Source organism: Clostridium sp. Marseille-Q7071, from assembly GCF_965112025.1.
This window is the reverse complement of sequence record NZ_CBCOPR010000001.1, coordinates 2597670-2613693: the sequence shown is the minus strand read 5'-3', so window position 1 is coordinate 2613693 and position 16024 is coordinate 2597670. Positions and strand designations below refer to the sequence as shown.

The 16024-nt window shown below is 25.4% G+C and carries 16 protein-coding genes; 2 read left to right on the top strand and 14 right to left on the bottom strand.

Annotated features, from left to right (window positions below):
- Positions 1–6 precede the first annotated feature (6 nt).
- From ACWPW7_RS12250 to ACWPW7_RS12220, 7 genes are all read right to left on the bottom strand, one after another.
- Entirely contained in the window at positions 7–807 is an 801-nt protein-coding gene (locus tag ACWPW7_RS12250; RefSeq protein WP_454053732.1) for a hypothetical protein, read from the bottom strand.
- Between the two features lie 193 nt (positions 808–1000).
- A complete protein-coding gene (gene lepB / locus ACWPW7_RS12245) occupies positions 1001–1507 on the bottom strand; it encodes a signal peptidase I (RefSeq protein WP_454053731.1) in 507 nt (168 codons plus the stop codon).
- 26 nt (positions 1508–1533) lie between these two features.
- On the bottom strand, positions 1534–2622 hold the full coding sequence (locus ACWPW7_RS12240; RefSeq protein ID WP_454053730.1) for a M23 family metallopeptidase: 1089 nt from the start codon (positions 2620–2622) through the stop codon (positions 1534–1536).
- 182 nt (positions 2623–2804) lie between these two features.
- Complete coding sequence (locus tag ACWPW7_RS12235) at positions 2805–3779, bottom strand: 2-hydroxyacid dehydrogenase (protein WP_454053729.1); 975 nt, start codon at positions 3777–3779, stop codon at positions 2805–2807.
- Between the two features lie 88 nt (positions 3780–3867).
- Complete coding sequence (locus ACWPW7_RS12230; protein ID WP_454053728.1) at positions 3868–4584, bottom strand: metallophosphoesterase family protein; 717 nt, start codon at positions 4582–4584, stop codon at positions 3868–3870.
- Between the two features lie 571 nt (positions 4585–5155).
- Positions 5156–6277, bottom strand: a complete 1122-nt coding sequence (locus ACWPW7_RS12225) for an IS4 family transposase (RefSeq protein WP_454051883.1) — start codon at positions 6275–6277, stop codon at positions 5156–5158.
- A gap of 41 nt (positions 6278–6318) precedes the next feature.
- A complete protein-coding gene (locus ACWPW7_RS12220; protein WP_454053727.1) occupies positions 6319–6780 on the bottom strand; it encodes an isochorismatase family protein in 462 nt (153 codons plus the stop codon).
- Positions 6781–7049: 269 nt separating this feature from the next.
- Here ACWPW7_RS12220 and ACWPW7_RS12215 point away from each other — a divergent pair, with 269 nt between their 5' ends.
- Entirely contained in the window at positions 7050–7985 is a 936-nt protein-coding gene (locus tag ACWPW7_RS12215; protein ID WP_454053726.1) for a DUF4097 family beta strand repeat-containing protein, read from the top strand.
- Positions 7986–8152: 167 nt separating this feature from the next.
- On the opposite strand, the gene ACWPW7_RS12210 is transcribed toward ACWPW7_RS12215, so the two are convergent.
- Both ACWPW7_RS12210 and ACWPW7_RS12205 read right to left on the bottom strand, forming a co-directional pair.
- Complete coding sequence (locus ACWPW7_RS12210) at positions 8153–8962, bottom strand: YhfC family intramembrane metalloprotease (RefSeq protein WP_454053725.1); 810 nt, start codon at positions 8960–8962, stop codon at positions 8153–8155.
- A 320-nt stretch (positions 8963–9282) separates the two neighbouring features.
- Positions 9283–10077 carry a polysaccharide deacetylase family protein gene (locus ACWPW7_RS12205; protein ID WP_454053724.1) on the bottom strand — a complete coding sequence of 265 codons (795 nt, stop codon included), beginning with the start codon at positions 10075–10077 and terminating at the stop codon, positions 9283–9285.
- A gap of 188 nt (positions 10078–10265) precedes the next feature.
- Here ACWPW7_RS12205 and ACWPW7_RS12200 point away from each other — a divergent pair, with 188 nt between their 5' ends.
- On the top strand, positions 10266–10754 hold the full coding sequence (locus tag ACWPW7_RS12200; RefSeq protein ID WP_454053723.1) for a hypothetical protein: 489 nt from the start codon (positions 10266–10268) through the stop codon (positions 10752–10754).
- Positions 10755–10875: 121 nt separating this feature from the next.
- On the opposite strand, the gene ACWPW7_RS12195 is transcribed toward ACWPW7_RS12200, so the two are convergent.
- From ACWPW7_RS12195 to cobT, 5 genes are all read right to left on the bottom strand, one after another.
- Positions 10876–11142, bottom strand: a complete 267-nt coding sequence (locus ACWPW7_RS12195; RefSeq protein WP_454055503.1) for a DUF6262 family protein — start codon at positions 11140–11142, stop codon at positions 10876–10878.
- Between the two features lie 99 nt (positions 11143–11241).
- The gene (locus ACWPW7_RS12190) at positions 11242–11583 is read right to left on the bottom strand and encodes a hypothetical protein (protein ID WP_454053722.1); all 342 of its coding nucleotides are present in this window, start codon (positions 11581–11583) and stop codon (positions 11242–11244) included.
- Between the two features lie 139 nt (positions 11584–11722).
- On the bottom strand, positions 11723–11989 hold the full coding sequence (locus ACWPW7_RS12185) for a hypothetical protein (protein ID WP_454053721.1): 267 nt from the start codon (positions 11987–11989) through the stop codon (positions 11723–11725).
- 800 nt (positions 11990–12789) lie between these two features.
- Positions 12790–14649, bottom strand: coding sequence for an LTA synthase family protein (locus ACWPW7_RS12180; protein WP_454053720.1), 1860 nt, complete (start codon positions 14647–14649; stop codon positions 12790–12792).
- A gap of 218 nt (positions 14650–14867) precedes the next feature.
- Positions 14868–15944: a nicotinate-nucleotide--dimethylbenzimidazole phosphoribosyltransferase gene (gene cobT, locus ACWPW7_RS12175; RefSeq protein ID WP_454053719.1), complete on the bottom strand. Its 1077-nt coding sequence runs from the start codon at positions 15942–15944 to the stop codon at positions 14868–14870.
- Positions 15945–16024: the final 80 nt, after the last annotated feature.

Here is a 16024-nt window from a genome sequence, read left to right as displayed (position 1 = left end):
TCCTCCTTAATAGCTTAGCCTCTGATCTACTACAATTCTTTTTGATTTTTTACTTCCATATTTATATATAAAAAGAACTTTATCCATAGATATATTATTATTATTTTTTTCTATACTACTACAATTTAAAAAATCTATTACATATTTTTCATCTATATTTTCATCACTAAATTTATCTATAAATATTTCTTCCACCTTTTTAATAGGAATACTATCCTTAAAGTACTTCATTACAAGTACATTTTCCTTTAAAAATAATAGTTTTTTCTCTTCATCTATATTTTCTATAAAATTTAATGCTGCTTCATTTTGTTTAACTGCTGTAAGTTCAACCTCCATATAAGGATTGTCAATAAATCTTAAAGCATTATAATTCAAAGTTACTGCTGTAAGTTTCACTTTTTCAGTTGGATTTTTTATGTATTTTATAGAATCAAAATCCTTTTCTACAGCCAAAAGTTGCAATTCTTCACTTGGATTTTTTATATATTGTATTGCCCAACCTTTTTGCTCTATACCTAACTTAATTAAATCCTCACTTGGATTTTTTATAAATTTTAAAGTATTCCAAGCTTCTTTAACTACATATATGCACATTTCTTCACTAGGATTATCAATAAATTCTATTGTCCATATATTGCTTCTTAATGCTACCTTTTTCATCTCTTCTGTAGGGTCTTTAAAATATCTTATTACCGCTCCATTTTTTCTAAGTGCCGTAAACTTCATTTCTTCTGTAGGAATTGAAATATTCCTTATTAAAATTGGATCTCTTTCAAGCATAGCAATAATTTGTTCTTCTGTCATTTTTCTCACCCCTTAGCTAATAAAATTATCTAATAATGATTATTAAATAACTATCTATATTGATTATATAGAAAAATATATAAAAGAAAAAGAGCCTACAATAAGATTGTAGACCTAATTAATATTTATTCAATACACACTGTAAAAATTTCTAATTTAATTATAAACTTTGTATTATAAAAAGTAATTTATACTACATAACTTTAATTCTATTAAAAGGATAAATTATAATTCTTGCTTTTCCTTTAATATCTTTTTTATGAATATATGGATTATTCCATTTTCGGCTATCAAAAGATCTTATTCTGTTATCTCCTAGAAAAAAGAAATGATCTTTTGGAACTAAGTATTCTCCTCCTACTTCTTCATTGTTTAAAACATAATTTTCTTCTAATTTTTTATCGTTAACAAAAACTTCACCATTATCTTGAATTTTAATTTTATCTCCACCTATACCAATTACTCTTTTTATTAGTAACTGCTTCTCTTCCTCAGAATAAAACACCACAATTTCTCCATTTTTTATTTTATCTTTATTATAGACCCTTGTAGCAATAAGTCGATCTCCTACCATTATGGTTGGTTCCATAGAAGCAGAAGGTATTTTACAAATAAAAAATAAAAAATAATTTATACCTAATGCTAAAATAATACCTACAATGGCAGCTAAACTCCATTGCTTTAATTCATCTTTTATCATGCTGTCCTCCTATATAGTATAATAAATTAAAATGTTTTTATTATCATAGAATCTTCATCAATAGAGTTTATTTCTTCATTTGCTATATCTTTTATATTTGTAAAATTACAAGGTAATCCTCTTGCTGTAAGTTTATTTGGTCCATCCATTAAATGAAAATGAAGATGAGGACAATTAGAATTTCCACTATTACCTAATTTACCTAGTACTTCTCCAGCTTTAACTTTTTGACCTTTCTTTACTTGAACACTATTCGGTATCATATGACAGTAAAAAGAGCATTCACTATTTGCATGTTCTATAACAACATAATTTCCTGCAGAACGTGGAACCGGTCCATGAATCTTTTCAAGATTATCATAATGACTTCTTTCTAATTTATTCTTATATCCTAGTGAATACTCTGGAAAATCATTATAAGCTTCCATTACTGTTCCATCTCCAATAGCCACTATTTCTTTTCCATAATGAACATATTCTTCATTTTCCATTCCCTCTTTACTTATAAGCATAAAATCCTCATTAAGTTGACCTAAATCAAAAGCAAACTCTGAATTATAACACCATCTATGGCTATCAATAGAAGAATAGATATCTGTAGCTATCCAAGTTCCCTTTACAGGAAAAACATAAGAATTTTTTACCTCATAAGCCTTAAGTGAAAGACTATGGATATGATTTATATTTTCATTATTTATATTATAATTTATAACTATTTCCACTTTTTCAATTTCATCATAGGTAATTAAATTAAAATATTCTGCCATAATTACAAACTGCTTATTTGGTGGTATTGTTAAATTTGCACTTAAGCTATCATTACTCCAAAATTTTTCTAACCCTAAACATTCATAAATTATATTTTCTCTATAAATATTTAATTCTTCAATACTATCCTTTGCTCTCTTTTCAAGGGTGTTTCCTTTATAACCTATTTCCTTTAATACTTCTCCTTTATTATTAACTAAAATAAAAGAGATTGAATTTAAAACAATATTCTCCTTAAAATCATTTTCTATAGCAATTAATCTTAAATAAAAATCATTTTGAAATTTTCCACCTAAATCCTTGGTTATAGGAATTAAATAATCCTTTGGACTAGTAAATACTTTCATAATTGTTTACCTCCATATTTTACCTACAGTTATATTCTACTAATTTTATTATTTTCCTTTAAGATATGTGAAGTTTCCAAGGGACTTATAGTTATATAGTTTTTAATTATTCTGTTTTACTCATTATAAGTTAAAAATAACTTACATATAGTAAGTTATAAATACATCAAATTAATTTATTTTTAAAGTAACTTTAATTCTTTCACTATATTAGGAACAGGTTCTCCAATTAAAGCAGATACTATATTTTTAGCTGCTGACATTGCCATTTCATTACGAGTTTTTATAGTAGCTGAGCCTATGTGAGGTAATAATACAACATTGTTCATCTTTAATAAAGGATTATCTTTATCTATAGGTTCTTTATAAAATACGTCTAATCCTGCACCGTGAATTTTTTTCTTTTCAAGTGCGTCTATCAAAGCATCTTCATTTACAGTTTGGCCTCTTGAAGCATTTATAAATATAGAAGATTGCTTCATAAGATTAAATTCTCTATAATCTATTAAATTTTTTGTTTCTTCATTAAGTGGAGTCATAATAACAATAAAGTCTGACTTTATTAAAAGTTCATCAAAGGTACTATATTTTATATCTAGCTTTTCTTCCATTTCTAAGTTTCTATGTCTATTATAATAAATTACCTCCATATCAAAGCCGAACTTACCTCTTTTCGCAATTTTTTCTCCTATTCTTCCCATTCCTATAATTCCTAAAGTCTTATTATAAACATCTACTCCGAAATTTTCTTTATCTATATCTTTATTCCACTTTCCATCCCTTATAAATTTATCAAGTTCTACTACTCTTCTAGAAGTAGCAAGTATAAGTGCAAAAACTAAATCTGCTACAGTATTATCTAGTACATACGGTGTATTTGTTCCTATTATATTTCTTTTTTTCATTTCCGCTAAGTCAAAATTATCATATCCTACTGCCACATTACTTACCACTTTTAATTTAGGCGCTGCATCTAATAATTCTTTATCAATTCTAGCACCAAATTGAATGAGACCATCTACATCAGCTATAGATTTTAGTAATATATCCCTAGGTATTTTTTCATCTGAATTCCAGATTTCATAATCACAATATTTTTCTATATAATTCTCTACTTCCTTTGATATATTTTGAGCTATAAATACTCTCGGCTTCATAATTTCTCCTCCTAAAGATAATTGGGAACTAATAATTAAAAATTGTATATTAATTAATATACAATTTCAAAGCTTCACATCTTATTATTTAATTCATTCCATACATAAACTTTAGAATATGTTCCTTATCTGGAACATCATATTTAAAAAAATCCATAACTACAGCATCTAAATCATAATTTAGAGTTTTAAAACTAATATCCACAGCTTTTCCATCAAATTCTAGAATTGCAAAGTTTACAAGACCATCTCTAGAACATCCTATTGAACCAGGATTTATTATTGGTCTACCACTCCAATGTTTAACTAAACTTTGATAATGAGTATGTCCAATTAACACATAATCACAAATATCTCCATAATCTTCTGTGTACTTATCTAAAGTAACTTCCTTATACAGTAAAGGTAAATCAGTCATACTATCTATTCTAGAATGTACCATAAGTATCTTCTTATCGCAAATATTAATAACTCTTTCCGTTGGTAAAGTTTTTAATCTACAAATTCTCTCTTCCCCTAAAAGTTCAATGTTCCAATTTTGATGCTCGATTTCTCCCTTTGGAAAATCTTCAAAATTTCTATTTAATAATATATGCTCATTATTTCCTAAGATATTTACAAATCTTTTATCATTCATAACAATATCAAAAACTTCTGTTGGGTTAGGACCTTCTTGAATAAAATCTCCTAAGTTAAGAATATACTTTACATCTTCATTTTCATTTTGTAAATAATCTAAAAAAACATTTAAGGCATGGATATTAGCATGAATATCTGCCACAACAATCACTTTTTCTTTCCCCATAGCTCCCTCTTTTTTGCCCCCTTGTATAAATTAATATTTCTAAATATTTAAAATAAATATACTATTTTAAATATTATTAACTATCTGTTTATTAATATTATATCATCAAATAATGAGAAAACAACCTAACCATATTCAAAAATAACTAGTAAGATTACTAGTTATCTATGAATACATTTATAAGATTATCTATTAATAATTTAAATAAATTCTTAATAATACTATTAATACTGTTAGAAAAACTATATATTATTTCTCTTTATTTAAAAATTCATCATAATATAAAACTCTAATGACATTAGACAAATCCATTACAGAACCTATAAAGTTCTTAATATCTAATCCTTTAATACCATATATTCCTCCACTATTTACTGTGCCAGTAGCATTTTAGTGTTGCATCGTTCCAAGAAAAATAAAATATAGAAACACATGTTAATATTTATTTGATAAATTTATAGGTAATTATTATACTTAATAGTAATTTACATGTTTTTTTCAATATATTTACAGTAATAATGCAAATATTATTGCGAGTATTTTTAAAAAAATTTTTAAATTTTTGCTAAAATCATGTTCCAAATAGTGGGACATCTTGAACGTTCATTAATAAGTTAGTTCGTATTATTCGCATTACTTTTAACATGGTCATGTTCTTTTTAGATTCTATATTTAAAATTTGCAATAATATATAAGATATTAATGCAGAGTAAATCTGTATTTTGAGTGCATTTTCATTGTGACCTATCCAATGTTTAATTGTTAGGTGCTGCTTAATCCACTTGAAAAAGCACTCAATTTTCCATCTTATTTTATAAAGATAAATTACCTTTCTTGCACATATATTACGCATATTTGTTAATAATCTTATTTCTACCTCTTCATTTTTACTGTTAATATCAGTATAAGTAATTTCCCTATATACTCTTTTATTTTCATCTGTATCTTTATTTTTAATTGCATTGGCACCTAATAATATATCTCTATCTAATACATTGTCTTTTGAACAATATCTTTCCCCACAATAAAACACCTTAGCATCTGTATACAGTGGAGTAATAAATTGAATTTTATCATCATAAAGCGTACTATACCACTTATAACTACGATATCCTCTATCAAATAAATATATGCTTCCATCATCCATAATAATGTTGTCTATACAATCCATATCCCTAATCTTTGAAGGAAATATATTAACTTTTTCAGGAATATCTTTTGTATAGTTATATAGTATATTAAATTTAATTGAAGATTTTTCACATTCATAATAAAGCTTCGGAGCTAATTTAGCAGCTATTTGAATTGTAGTAGAATCCATAATTTTTATATTTCCTAATTTCTTTGACGCTTTATTAAACCCAACTCTTTTTACAAAATAGCTCACAATATCTTGAAAAGTTTTTTCGAAAACCTGATAATTTCTTTGTTCATTTTTACGAGATATTTGAGATATACTTGGTAAGTTAAAAAGTTCTTGCATACTTGGTGTTTCCTTATAAACATCAACTAAAGCATGAAGTGAGTTATAATTAGAAACCTGTAGAAATATCATTGATTTTACGTGAGAAAAAGTATCAAAAGTTTTTGTTTTGAAATCACTATTGTACGTGTTTGCTAAATAATTTACTTTATTCCTAGAAATTGGTTTAATTAATTTTATAAAAACTTTTTCCATTTTTCTGCTGATCATGATAAATTACCTCCTTTAAAACAATTTTAATAATATTCTTATTAAAATATCAATAAGGTTTCTTTAGGTAATTTAGGATACTTATTCAAAGATACAACACTAAAACCAGTAGCATCCTCTATAAAGGTTACATTATATCCTCTATCAAAAGCAGCAATAGAGGTAAACATACAACAATATTCTGTATTAAATCCTATAACAATTAATTCATCTATGTTCTCTGCCTTTAATACTTTTTCTAAATTAGTTTTATAAAAAGCGCTGGGAGTTGTTTTTTCAATTAAATAATCATATAAATTATTAAACTCTTTATGAATTTCTGAAGAACTGTTGTTTTTATTGAAAGTACTTTCTTTTACATTCTCTATATGTCTTGTAAATATCACTCTTTCTCCCTTTTCTCTAAATATATGAATTAGATTTTTTATTTTATCTTTTTCTTCCACAAATTCTTTTTGATCTAATACATGCTTTTGCACGCCTAAGACTAACAATGCTCTCATAAATATCCCCCCACAATATTGCAATTAATTTAAAATTTATATGAAAAAAATTTAAAATATTTAAACCAAAATTTCTTTTCTTCTAAATAACTTTGGTATACTAAAGTTATATTCTAGATTATAAAATTATAAATTATATTATGTGACATTTTTATTAAATATTCTATATTATCGATTATTTTATGTATATAATATACAATGCAAATTATGATACAATATAAGAATAATATGGATATAAAATTTAATATTCTTTATTTAGGAGGAGGATTATGGCCAATAATTCTAAGACAAAAAAAATTATTTATGTTTTACTAGGAGTGATGTTTCTCTGTTTTTTTCTAAGTGGCATAATATTTTTATTTAGTTCAAATAAAAATGTTATAATAAATAATAGTGATAATAGTACCGGAGTTCAATTTAGAACAGAAAAAAACTTATCAATAGATAACATAAATAATATTGATATTGATGCTGCTTTAGGAAGCATAAAGATTACCTCAGAGGATAGAAAAGATGTAAAATTAATTTTTAGTTACAATGAAAGTTTTTTTAAAAATTCAGTTCCAACTCTAAATGTTAATTCCTATGGCACAGAAGCAAAAATAGAAATTAAGTATAGATCAAGTCTTAAAAATTTAAATTTGGGAAATAGTAGAATATCCTTGGAAGTTTATATTCCTAAAAGTTATAATAGAAGCCTATCTTTAGATACCAAATTAGGAGATATAAATTTAAATAACTTAGATTTAGATAATTTAAAATGCTCTCTATCTATGGGTAAATCCCTTATAAATAATATTAATTGCAACTACTTTGAATATGATAATAGTATGGGTGATTTAAATGGAGATAAGATATATACTAAAGAAAGTGAAATTGAACTTTCTATGGGTTCAGCTAATATAAAAAACTTTAGGGGAAATTTAAAAGCTGAAAATAGCATGGGAGAAATAGATGTAGAATATGATGAATTTAATAATAATGTAGATTTAGAAGCATCTATGGGTTCTATAAGACTAACTCTTCCTAAAAAATCTGAGTTTTCACTTTCAGCAAAAACTAGTATGGGATCTGTTAGTTGCGATTTCCCTTTAAATACATCTATCCATAAAGGTTCTGAAATAGATGGAAATATTAATAATAGCAATAATAGAATTATTGCAAATAGTAGCATGGGTTCTATAGATATTAGAAGTAAGGATTGACTTTAAGGCTTAAATTAAGAATTTCAAACCATCTATTCACTTTTAAAACTACTGAAATATAAGCTTATATAAATTATTAAATGCTTAGGACTTAAGTCCTAAGCATTTAATATATGTCAGCTTTTGAATAAAATTTTTACTATCTATTCCATATAAACTATACTATATCAATCAATTAAATCAGTAGTAATGTTATTATTTCTAAAAAACTTTTTACTCTTTACTATAAATACTAAAGCTATAACCGCTACTATAATTGAAAATTCTTCAATTATAGCAATACTTTTTATTACTCCTGCTTGATGAAGTGCTGCTGGAAAATCTATTACTGCATGTATCAATATAGCTAGGAATAAGTAGATTTTTTTTCTTTCTTTTAAAGCATAAAGAACTATTAATGATAAGGCAATTTGAATTATTATTGCGCAAATTCTCTCAATCGAAGCTATTGCCCATATATAACTTGGTGAGCTTACCATTTGTATATATACTGTCTTTAATGCTTCTACTGGTGCTCCTTCCACTTGCAATAGTTTTTCAAAGCTTCCACTATTTATTTGAAATGCCATTATAATATTGTTAAAAAAAGTCATTCCTACTATTAACATTGCCTCTATGCCCCCATGACCAATGCCATAGGCAAGACCATCTTTCCACTTTCTATTATCTTTTAAAACAAACTTAAACATTAAATATCTGCTAAGCTCTTCAAATATCCCTGCCATAAGGCCACCATATAACATATAAAGCCAAGGGTTTTTAAAAAGTTCTGCAGTAGTTTTATTGTTTATTAAAACCATTTTATGAATTGGTGCTTCTAAAATTTGAGTAGCTATAAAAAAGCCTATAGCACCAATAAATACTACTTTTAAAGAAATTTTTTCTTTCTTATAAAAAAATATAACTAATAAAATAGGCAATATAGTACTTACTAAAAAAGTTAAAATCATAAAAAATATAGAATTATTACTTACCATAAAATCATCTCCCTAGCAAAGGTAAATTTGAGCCTTTATACATTTTTCGTAAATATTGTTTTATTATTTATTTCCTATGATGAATACATACATTTTTTATTAAAAGCTAAATTTAAATAATGCACACATATCTTTTTGTTATATACTATACCACATATAACAATTTTTTTAAAATAAAATTTACCAAGCTTTTCATAATAATAGTATAATTATATAATTTTATTCTTTTTTATCATCTAATTTTTAATAATATTTATATTAAAAAAACCATGGCTTATGCCATGATTTTTCGTTATAACTCCCAGAGTCTAAAAATTAATTCAAAAAGAATCACAAGTAGGACTCTCATTATGTTTGTTTATAATTTTCTTTTCTAAAAGCCTATCATGATCTTCTTGAGAAATATCATTTAAAGCTTTAAATTCATATCCTTGTTCTTTTAATGCTTTAATTACATATTTTAATGCAGCAGGAGTAGTTTTATTGCTATTTCCATCATGCATCAATATCATTAATGTAGATTTATCTAAATTTTTCTTATTCATTTCCATTGTAAAGTTTTTTATCAGTTTTTCTACAGGAATATTAACTCCTATAGCATCTTCTAAAGATACATTCCAATCTACATAATATAATCCTCTACTAACTAATTCACCTCTTATATCCTTTAATACCTCTTTATTAGGTATTCTAGTGCTTGACCCACCTGGCATTCTCATATACATAATAGGTTCTTCTTTAGTAATGTCATTTATAGCTACATAGCATTTTTCATAGTCTTGAAAATATGCTTCCTTGGAACTATAATTTTTATCCAAATGAGAATGGCTGTGTATGCAGATTCCATGTCCCTCATCTTGAACTTGTTTTAATATTTCAGGATTCTCCATAGCCATTTTACCAAGAACAAAAAAAGTACCTTTTATATTTTCTTCTTTTAAAACTTTTAATATTTCTAGTGTAACTTCACAAGGACCATCATCAAAAGTTAAATAAGCAACTTTCTTTTCATTTGATGTACTATCATCACCTTCTATTGATCCAAAAGCAGTAGTAGATATTGTCAATAGAAAAAAAGCTAAAATTAATGCTATAAATCCTTTTACATTCTTCATTTTTCTCACCTTCTGTTATATTTTCAATAACAATAGTATTCCTTAAAAATATTAAATTATCCTTACATAACCCATCTTGAAAAAATAATGGACATCCAATCAAGAAACTCAATATTTATTTACTCATATAGATTACATTAAAATCAATGCTATAATTTAATTAAAAGGTTATGGGATGAGGGAAGATTATGAGAAAAAGTTTAAAGCTGATTTATCTATTCTTAATATTCTTGTTTATATTTGTTATAAATTTAATAATTCCAATTAATAAAAATAGTACAAATCCATATACACAAAGATTATTCTTGATTTGTCTTACAACCACATTAATAATCACAATCTATATGATATTTAAAACAAAGAAACTTGAGAAAAAAGATATTTTTATAGGAATATTTTTTGGCATTATTGCTGGAGTTAAATCTCCATTCATGGGACTTATAACTGCTATTGCATATATAGGATTAAGATGTATGTTCAAATATAGTAGTATTGATGTTCCTATTTTTAAGGATAAAACCTTTAAAGGAATACTGGGCTCTATTATACTTGCTATTGTTTGTGGTGGAGTGCTAGGTATAATTAACTTATTCTTAGGAATATCTCAACATAAGCTATCACTTTCATTTTCTCATATGTATTTAATAACTGCTTTAAGAGCAGGAGTTTCTGATTAATTATTCTTTACCAATAATGAAAAACTACTAGATACACTTTAAAAATATATAATCAACTTAAAAACTTATAAAATAAAGCCTATATCTTAAATTACTAATTAAAACAAGATATAGGCTAAAATTACTTTTGAGCAAGTTCTCCTAACAACATAGCATTGTCATTTTTTAATTTCTTATTTTCTTCTTCCAAAGATTGTATTCTTCTTTTAAGAGATTCTATAACTCTATCTTTTAATGTTTCTATGAATGTCTGATTTTGAGATATTACCCTCATTTTATTGTTTTGTCTCTTTATAGCCTCATTAATAGGTCTTATAAGTTCATCAGCATAAGTGTATAAGAATGTTTTACTTGCTCCTGCCCTGCAACATATATCAGCCTTTGAGATGAAGTTATTAACAGGGTCATCCAGTAATTCTAACTCTTTTAAAACAGATAAAACTGTTTGTTTTTTAATCTAATTATCTCTGATGTATTAGGATTTTTATTACCCATTATTCCACCCCTTAACATAAAAGTGTTTTGAGTCTTCAAAAGTTTCACCCTTATTAATTATTTCTAAAGTAACAGTGTAAAACCTAACGATTTTATCAAACTCTTCTGCTTTTTCATCCAGTCTCATTTTTAGAGCATTATCTCTATGTATAATTTCACTTTCTATAGTGTCTTTAACAGTCTGTAAATGCCTTGGATATATCTTTTTCTTAACACAGGTTTTACAAGCCATATGATAGCAAGAAGGCATTTTATAAGGGTGTTTACAGTAGCCATCACCAAGCTCAAAAACTCGAATACGAAGTAAAACCTTATATAATATATAGAAGAACATATGTTGATGATTTTGTTGGGTATCAATGGAAAGAATGGAGTTCTGGATATTCTAAGCTCCATATATCTACTGTTACTTCTGCTAAAAGAGTATAAAAAAATAAGGAGCTATCTCAAAATAAAAATTTTGAGATAACTCCTTATTTTTTTATTTCTATATTTATAAATGTAGGCACATCGGAAATTTTTGAATAGATATTAATATTATTCAGATTTTTATCCTTAAAATAAATAACTTCGTTATCTTTCATAACACCTTTAATAATAAAATTATTTATCTCATTATTACCTTTTAAAAAATAAACGTTTTCATATACTTCATTATAATCTCCTTTATCTAATAATTTAAATGGAATATAATGATAAAATTTATCTTTTTCAAATACAAAATACTCTAATTCATCCATGCTTTAGTACTTGTCTCATATAAGTTCCATATATTGTATTTTCATATTTACTCAATTTATTTCGCATATTTATATTTAAAAAAATAGATAGAATTAAAAAAAGTAATAAAATAAGTATAGAAAAATGATTAATAATAAACATTTTAATTTTATAAATAATATTTTTCATATAATACCTTCTTTCTATTTAATATAAATATATTAAGTAATGAAAATTTTAATAACCATATACAGTCTCTAAATATTGACTATAGACACTATCAAAATAATCTTTTTCTCTAAAGATTGTCATATTATTAAATTTTACATATACAATATATTGACAATTAAGAACTGATAAAGAAAACATTCAAAAAAGATTCACTGATTTTAAATTTTTTTCGTGAAATTACCACAATTTAAATTTATTTAAAGAAACATATTATATAAATAATAAAGTAATATATTTACATTGTAAATATTAATATATAAAATTTATATATTAATTACATATATTAAATTAAGTAGGAGTCTATTATGCTAAAATATGAATTTGTTCAATCAAGACCTTTAAATACCAATCCATAAAATGCTTAGCGTGGGTAAAAAATCATTAATCTACCCACTTTTGCCTTTAACGGGGGTTTTGTCAGAAATGTTGGCGCTATCCCTACTATACTGACTTAATTTATTCTATAATTACTATATATTATTTGTATATAATTATATATATAAAAATAAGGTAAATTATATCTAATATAACTTACCTTACTCTTATTGCTTATATACTATTAATTTAAATCTAGCAGTTTTTCTATTTATTATTTAGAAATTTTCTTAAAATAATCTCCTCTTATAATCTTGTCAGAAAGCTCAATACTATTTTCAAGGTGTTCAACATCACTTTCTGTTACCTCTCCTTTAACTTTAAAATCAGAAAGTATTACACTATTTTTATTGGTATTTAATAAATTTTTCCCCATGGCATATTTATAGTTTTCTTTATTTACTCCCATTAAATAAGCCACTGTAGGAAGCGTATCTATTTGTCCTCCATAAGTAGAAATAGTTTCGCTCTTTAATCCCTTGCTATAAATTAATAGAGGTATTTTATTTTCATTATCTAACCACCATTGCTCCTTAGGTTCAATTTGATTAATTTTATCTTGAAAATACTTATGAACGCCAGTATGATCTCCATAAAGTACTACCACTGTATTATCAAGTATACCTTCCTCATCTAATTTTTGTATAAATTCTCCTATAGCACTATCAGTGTAATTAACTGATTGAAAATAATCTCCTAATTCATTTTTATCAAACTCCTCATCAAGATTAAGATTTCTATATTCTTTAGGAAGCTTGAAAGGAGTGTGACTAGTTAAAGTTACTGTAAAACCATAAAAAGGTTGTTTTTGTTCTTTTATAAAATTAATAGCTTGATTAAAATAAGATTTATCACTAATACCTAATCCTATTTTTTCACTGGTATCTAAATTTTCTGCTGAAACAAACTTATCAAATCCAATAGAGGCTAATGCCTTTTTATAATTCCAATAATCTCCACTATCTGGATGAATGGCAATAGAAGAATAGCCCAACCCCTCCATTAAATTTGGAAGTGAATGTGGATAAGTATTATTAGGATATCTAAAAAATGTTGAACCTTCTCTTACTGGATGAATTGATGTATTCATAATTAAATCACTATCTGAACTATTTCCATTCCATACCTGTTCATGAAAGTTATCAAAATACAGAGAATTACTTATCATTTTATTTATATTAGGCGTTATTTCTTGACCATTTATTTCTTTATTTATAACAAAATTTTCAAGAGATTCAACTTGAATAAACAATAAATTTTTTCCTTTAAACATATCTTTATATTTATTATCTATTATATTTTCATCATTATCTTTATACCAATTATCTATTTCTTGTAATTTTTCCTTTGAAAATTCATAAGGTTTTACATTTAGATAAAAATTGTATAAATCATATACATGATATCCTATAGGTCCTAAATAAAACATTTTATTATTTGGCATCATACTTTTACTAAAAGATTTTTCTCCACTAAAACTTTGGAAGTTTTTATTTATATTTAAGAAGTTTACAGATAAATATAAAATAGAAAGTATAGTCAATGTAAAAAATAACTTTTTACTTTTTCTTCTATTAGAATTTATTGTTTTTCTCTTTTTAAATAAGAAAATAACTACAAATATATCTATTAAAAATAAAATGTCTATTGGTCTAAATATAGCTAAAATAGAACTTCCTAAATTTTCTGTATTAGATCCCATTTGAAGTACAAATAAATTAAAATAACTTGAAAAACTTCTATAAAAACATAAATCTGTTATCATGATAATTGATATTAATGTATTCAAAATAAATAGTATCTTAAATTGTGTTTTCTTATTAAACAACAAACTTATTGATAAAAGTAATATTATACTACTTAAATAGATTGGAATTACTGGTAGATTAGTTATCACTCTATTTAAATTAATAGAAGATGCTCCTACTGAATCTATTACTGCCATGAAAAGAATTGTTTTTATCAAAAGAATTGAGACAGTAAAAAAATAATATTTATAATCAATAAATACATCTGATATTCTTTGAGGAATTTTTTCTTTTATCTTCGGTTGTTGTAAATTTATATCATTCATAATTTCCTCCTCATTAAGTCTTATATTGAATTGTATATGAATCTTTAAACTCTATTTTAATCCTATGCTAAAATGTTCTTTCTTTAGTTTTAAATTTATAATTGATTTTTTTAACTAGCAAAGAAATTGCTAGTTAAAAAAATCCATTAAAAAGTTAATTCTTTATTATTAATTTAAAATTCATTACTAAGTTTTAAATTGCTTAAAAAATCTTCCTCTTAATTTTCCTTTCTAATATCAACATAGTCATCTCTACATATACTAGCTTCTTCAAAGGTTGCCATGTGTTTCATGGTATATAGTGCTGCATCAATTATATTAAAAGCTAATGGACATCCTGAGCCTTCACCTAATCGCATTTTTAAATTTAATATAGGTTCTAAATTTAATTCCTTCATCATATATAAAGCTCCTGGTTCAGCAGATAAATGAGAGGGAAACATAAATTCTCTAGCATGTGGATTTAATCTTTGTGCACAAAGTGCTGCTGCAGAGGCAATAAATCCATCTATAACTATAGGCACTCTATTTTTAGCTGCCCCAATAAAACATCCACAAAGTCCTGCAATATCATATCCTCCTACTTTGCTTAACACATCTACTACATCATTACTGGAAGGCTTGTTTACCTCAATAGCTTTTTTAATAACTTCTATTTTATGATTTAGCTGTTCATCTGTAAGTCCAGAACCTTTTCCAGTAACTTTGTCCACATCAATCCCGGATAACACACTTAATACCGCTGCACTTGTTGTAGTATTTCCTATTCCCATTTCTCCAGTACCTAAAATATTATAACCTTGACTTACTAGTTCATCTACAACTTCAATTCCTGTTTCTATAGCTTTTATTGCTTGTTCTCTAGTCATTGCAGGTTCCTTAGTCATATTTTTTGTACCATAAGAAATTTTTTTATTTATTATTTTATCACTTTTTATATCAGAGTTTATTCCAATATCTACTATAGTTAAATCAGTGTTAGTAAAATCCGAAAGTACACATACTCCTGTAATGCCTTTAGTAAAATTGTAAGTCACTGTTTCTGTTACTTTTTGAGGACAAGTACTTACACCCTCTTCTACTACACCATTATCAGCACACATTATAATAATATTTCTCTTAGATACCTCATTATAGATATCACCTGTTATTCCAGCGATTTTTGATACTATATCTTCTAATATTCCTAAACTACCTATAGGCTTGGACAATGAATCTAATCTTACCCAAGCTTTCTCCTCCACTTCTTTATATGAAGGTTTTATACTTTCTAAAGCATTGTTTAATATATCCATGGAAGCTTCTCCCCTTATCAAATAGAATAAACAGATGACAAATATATCATCTGTTACTTAAACTAATATAAGTTTATGCC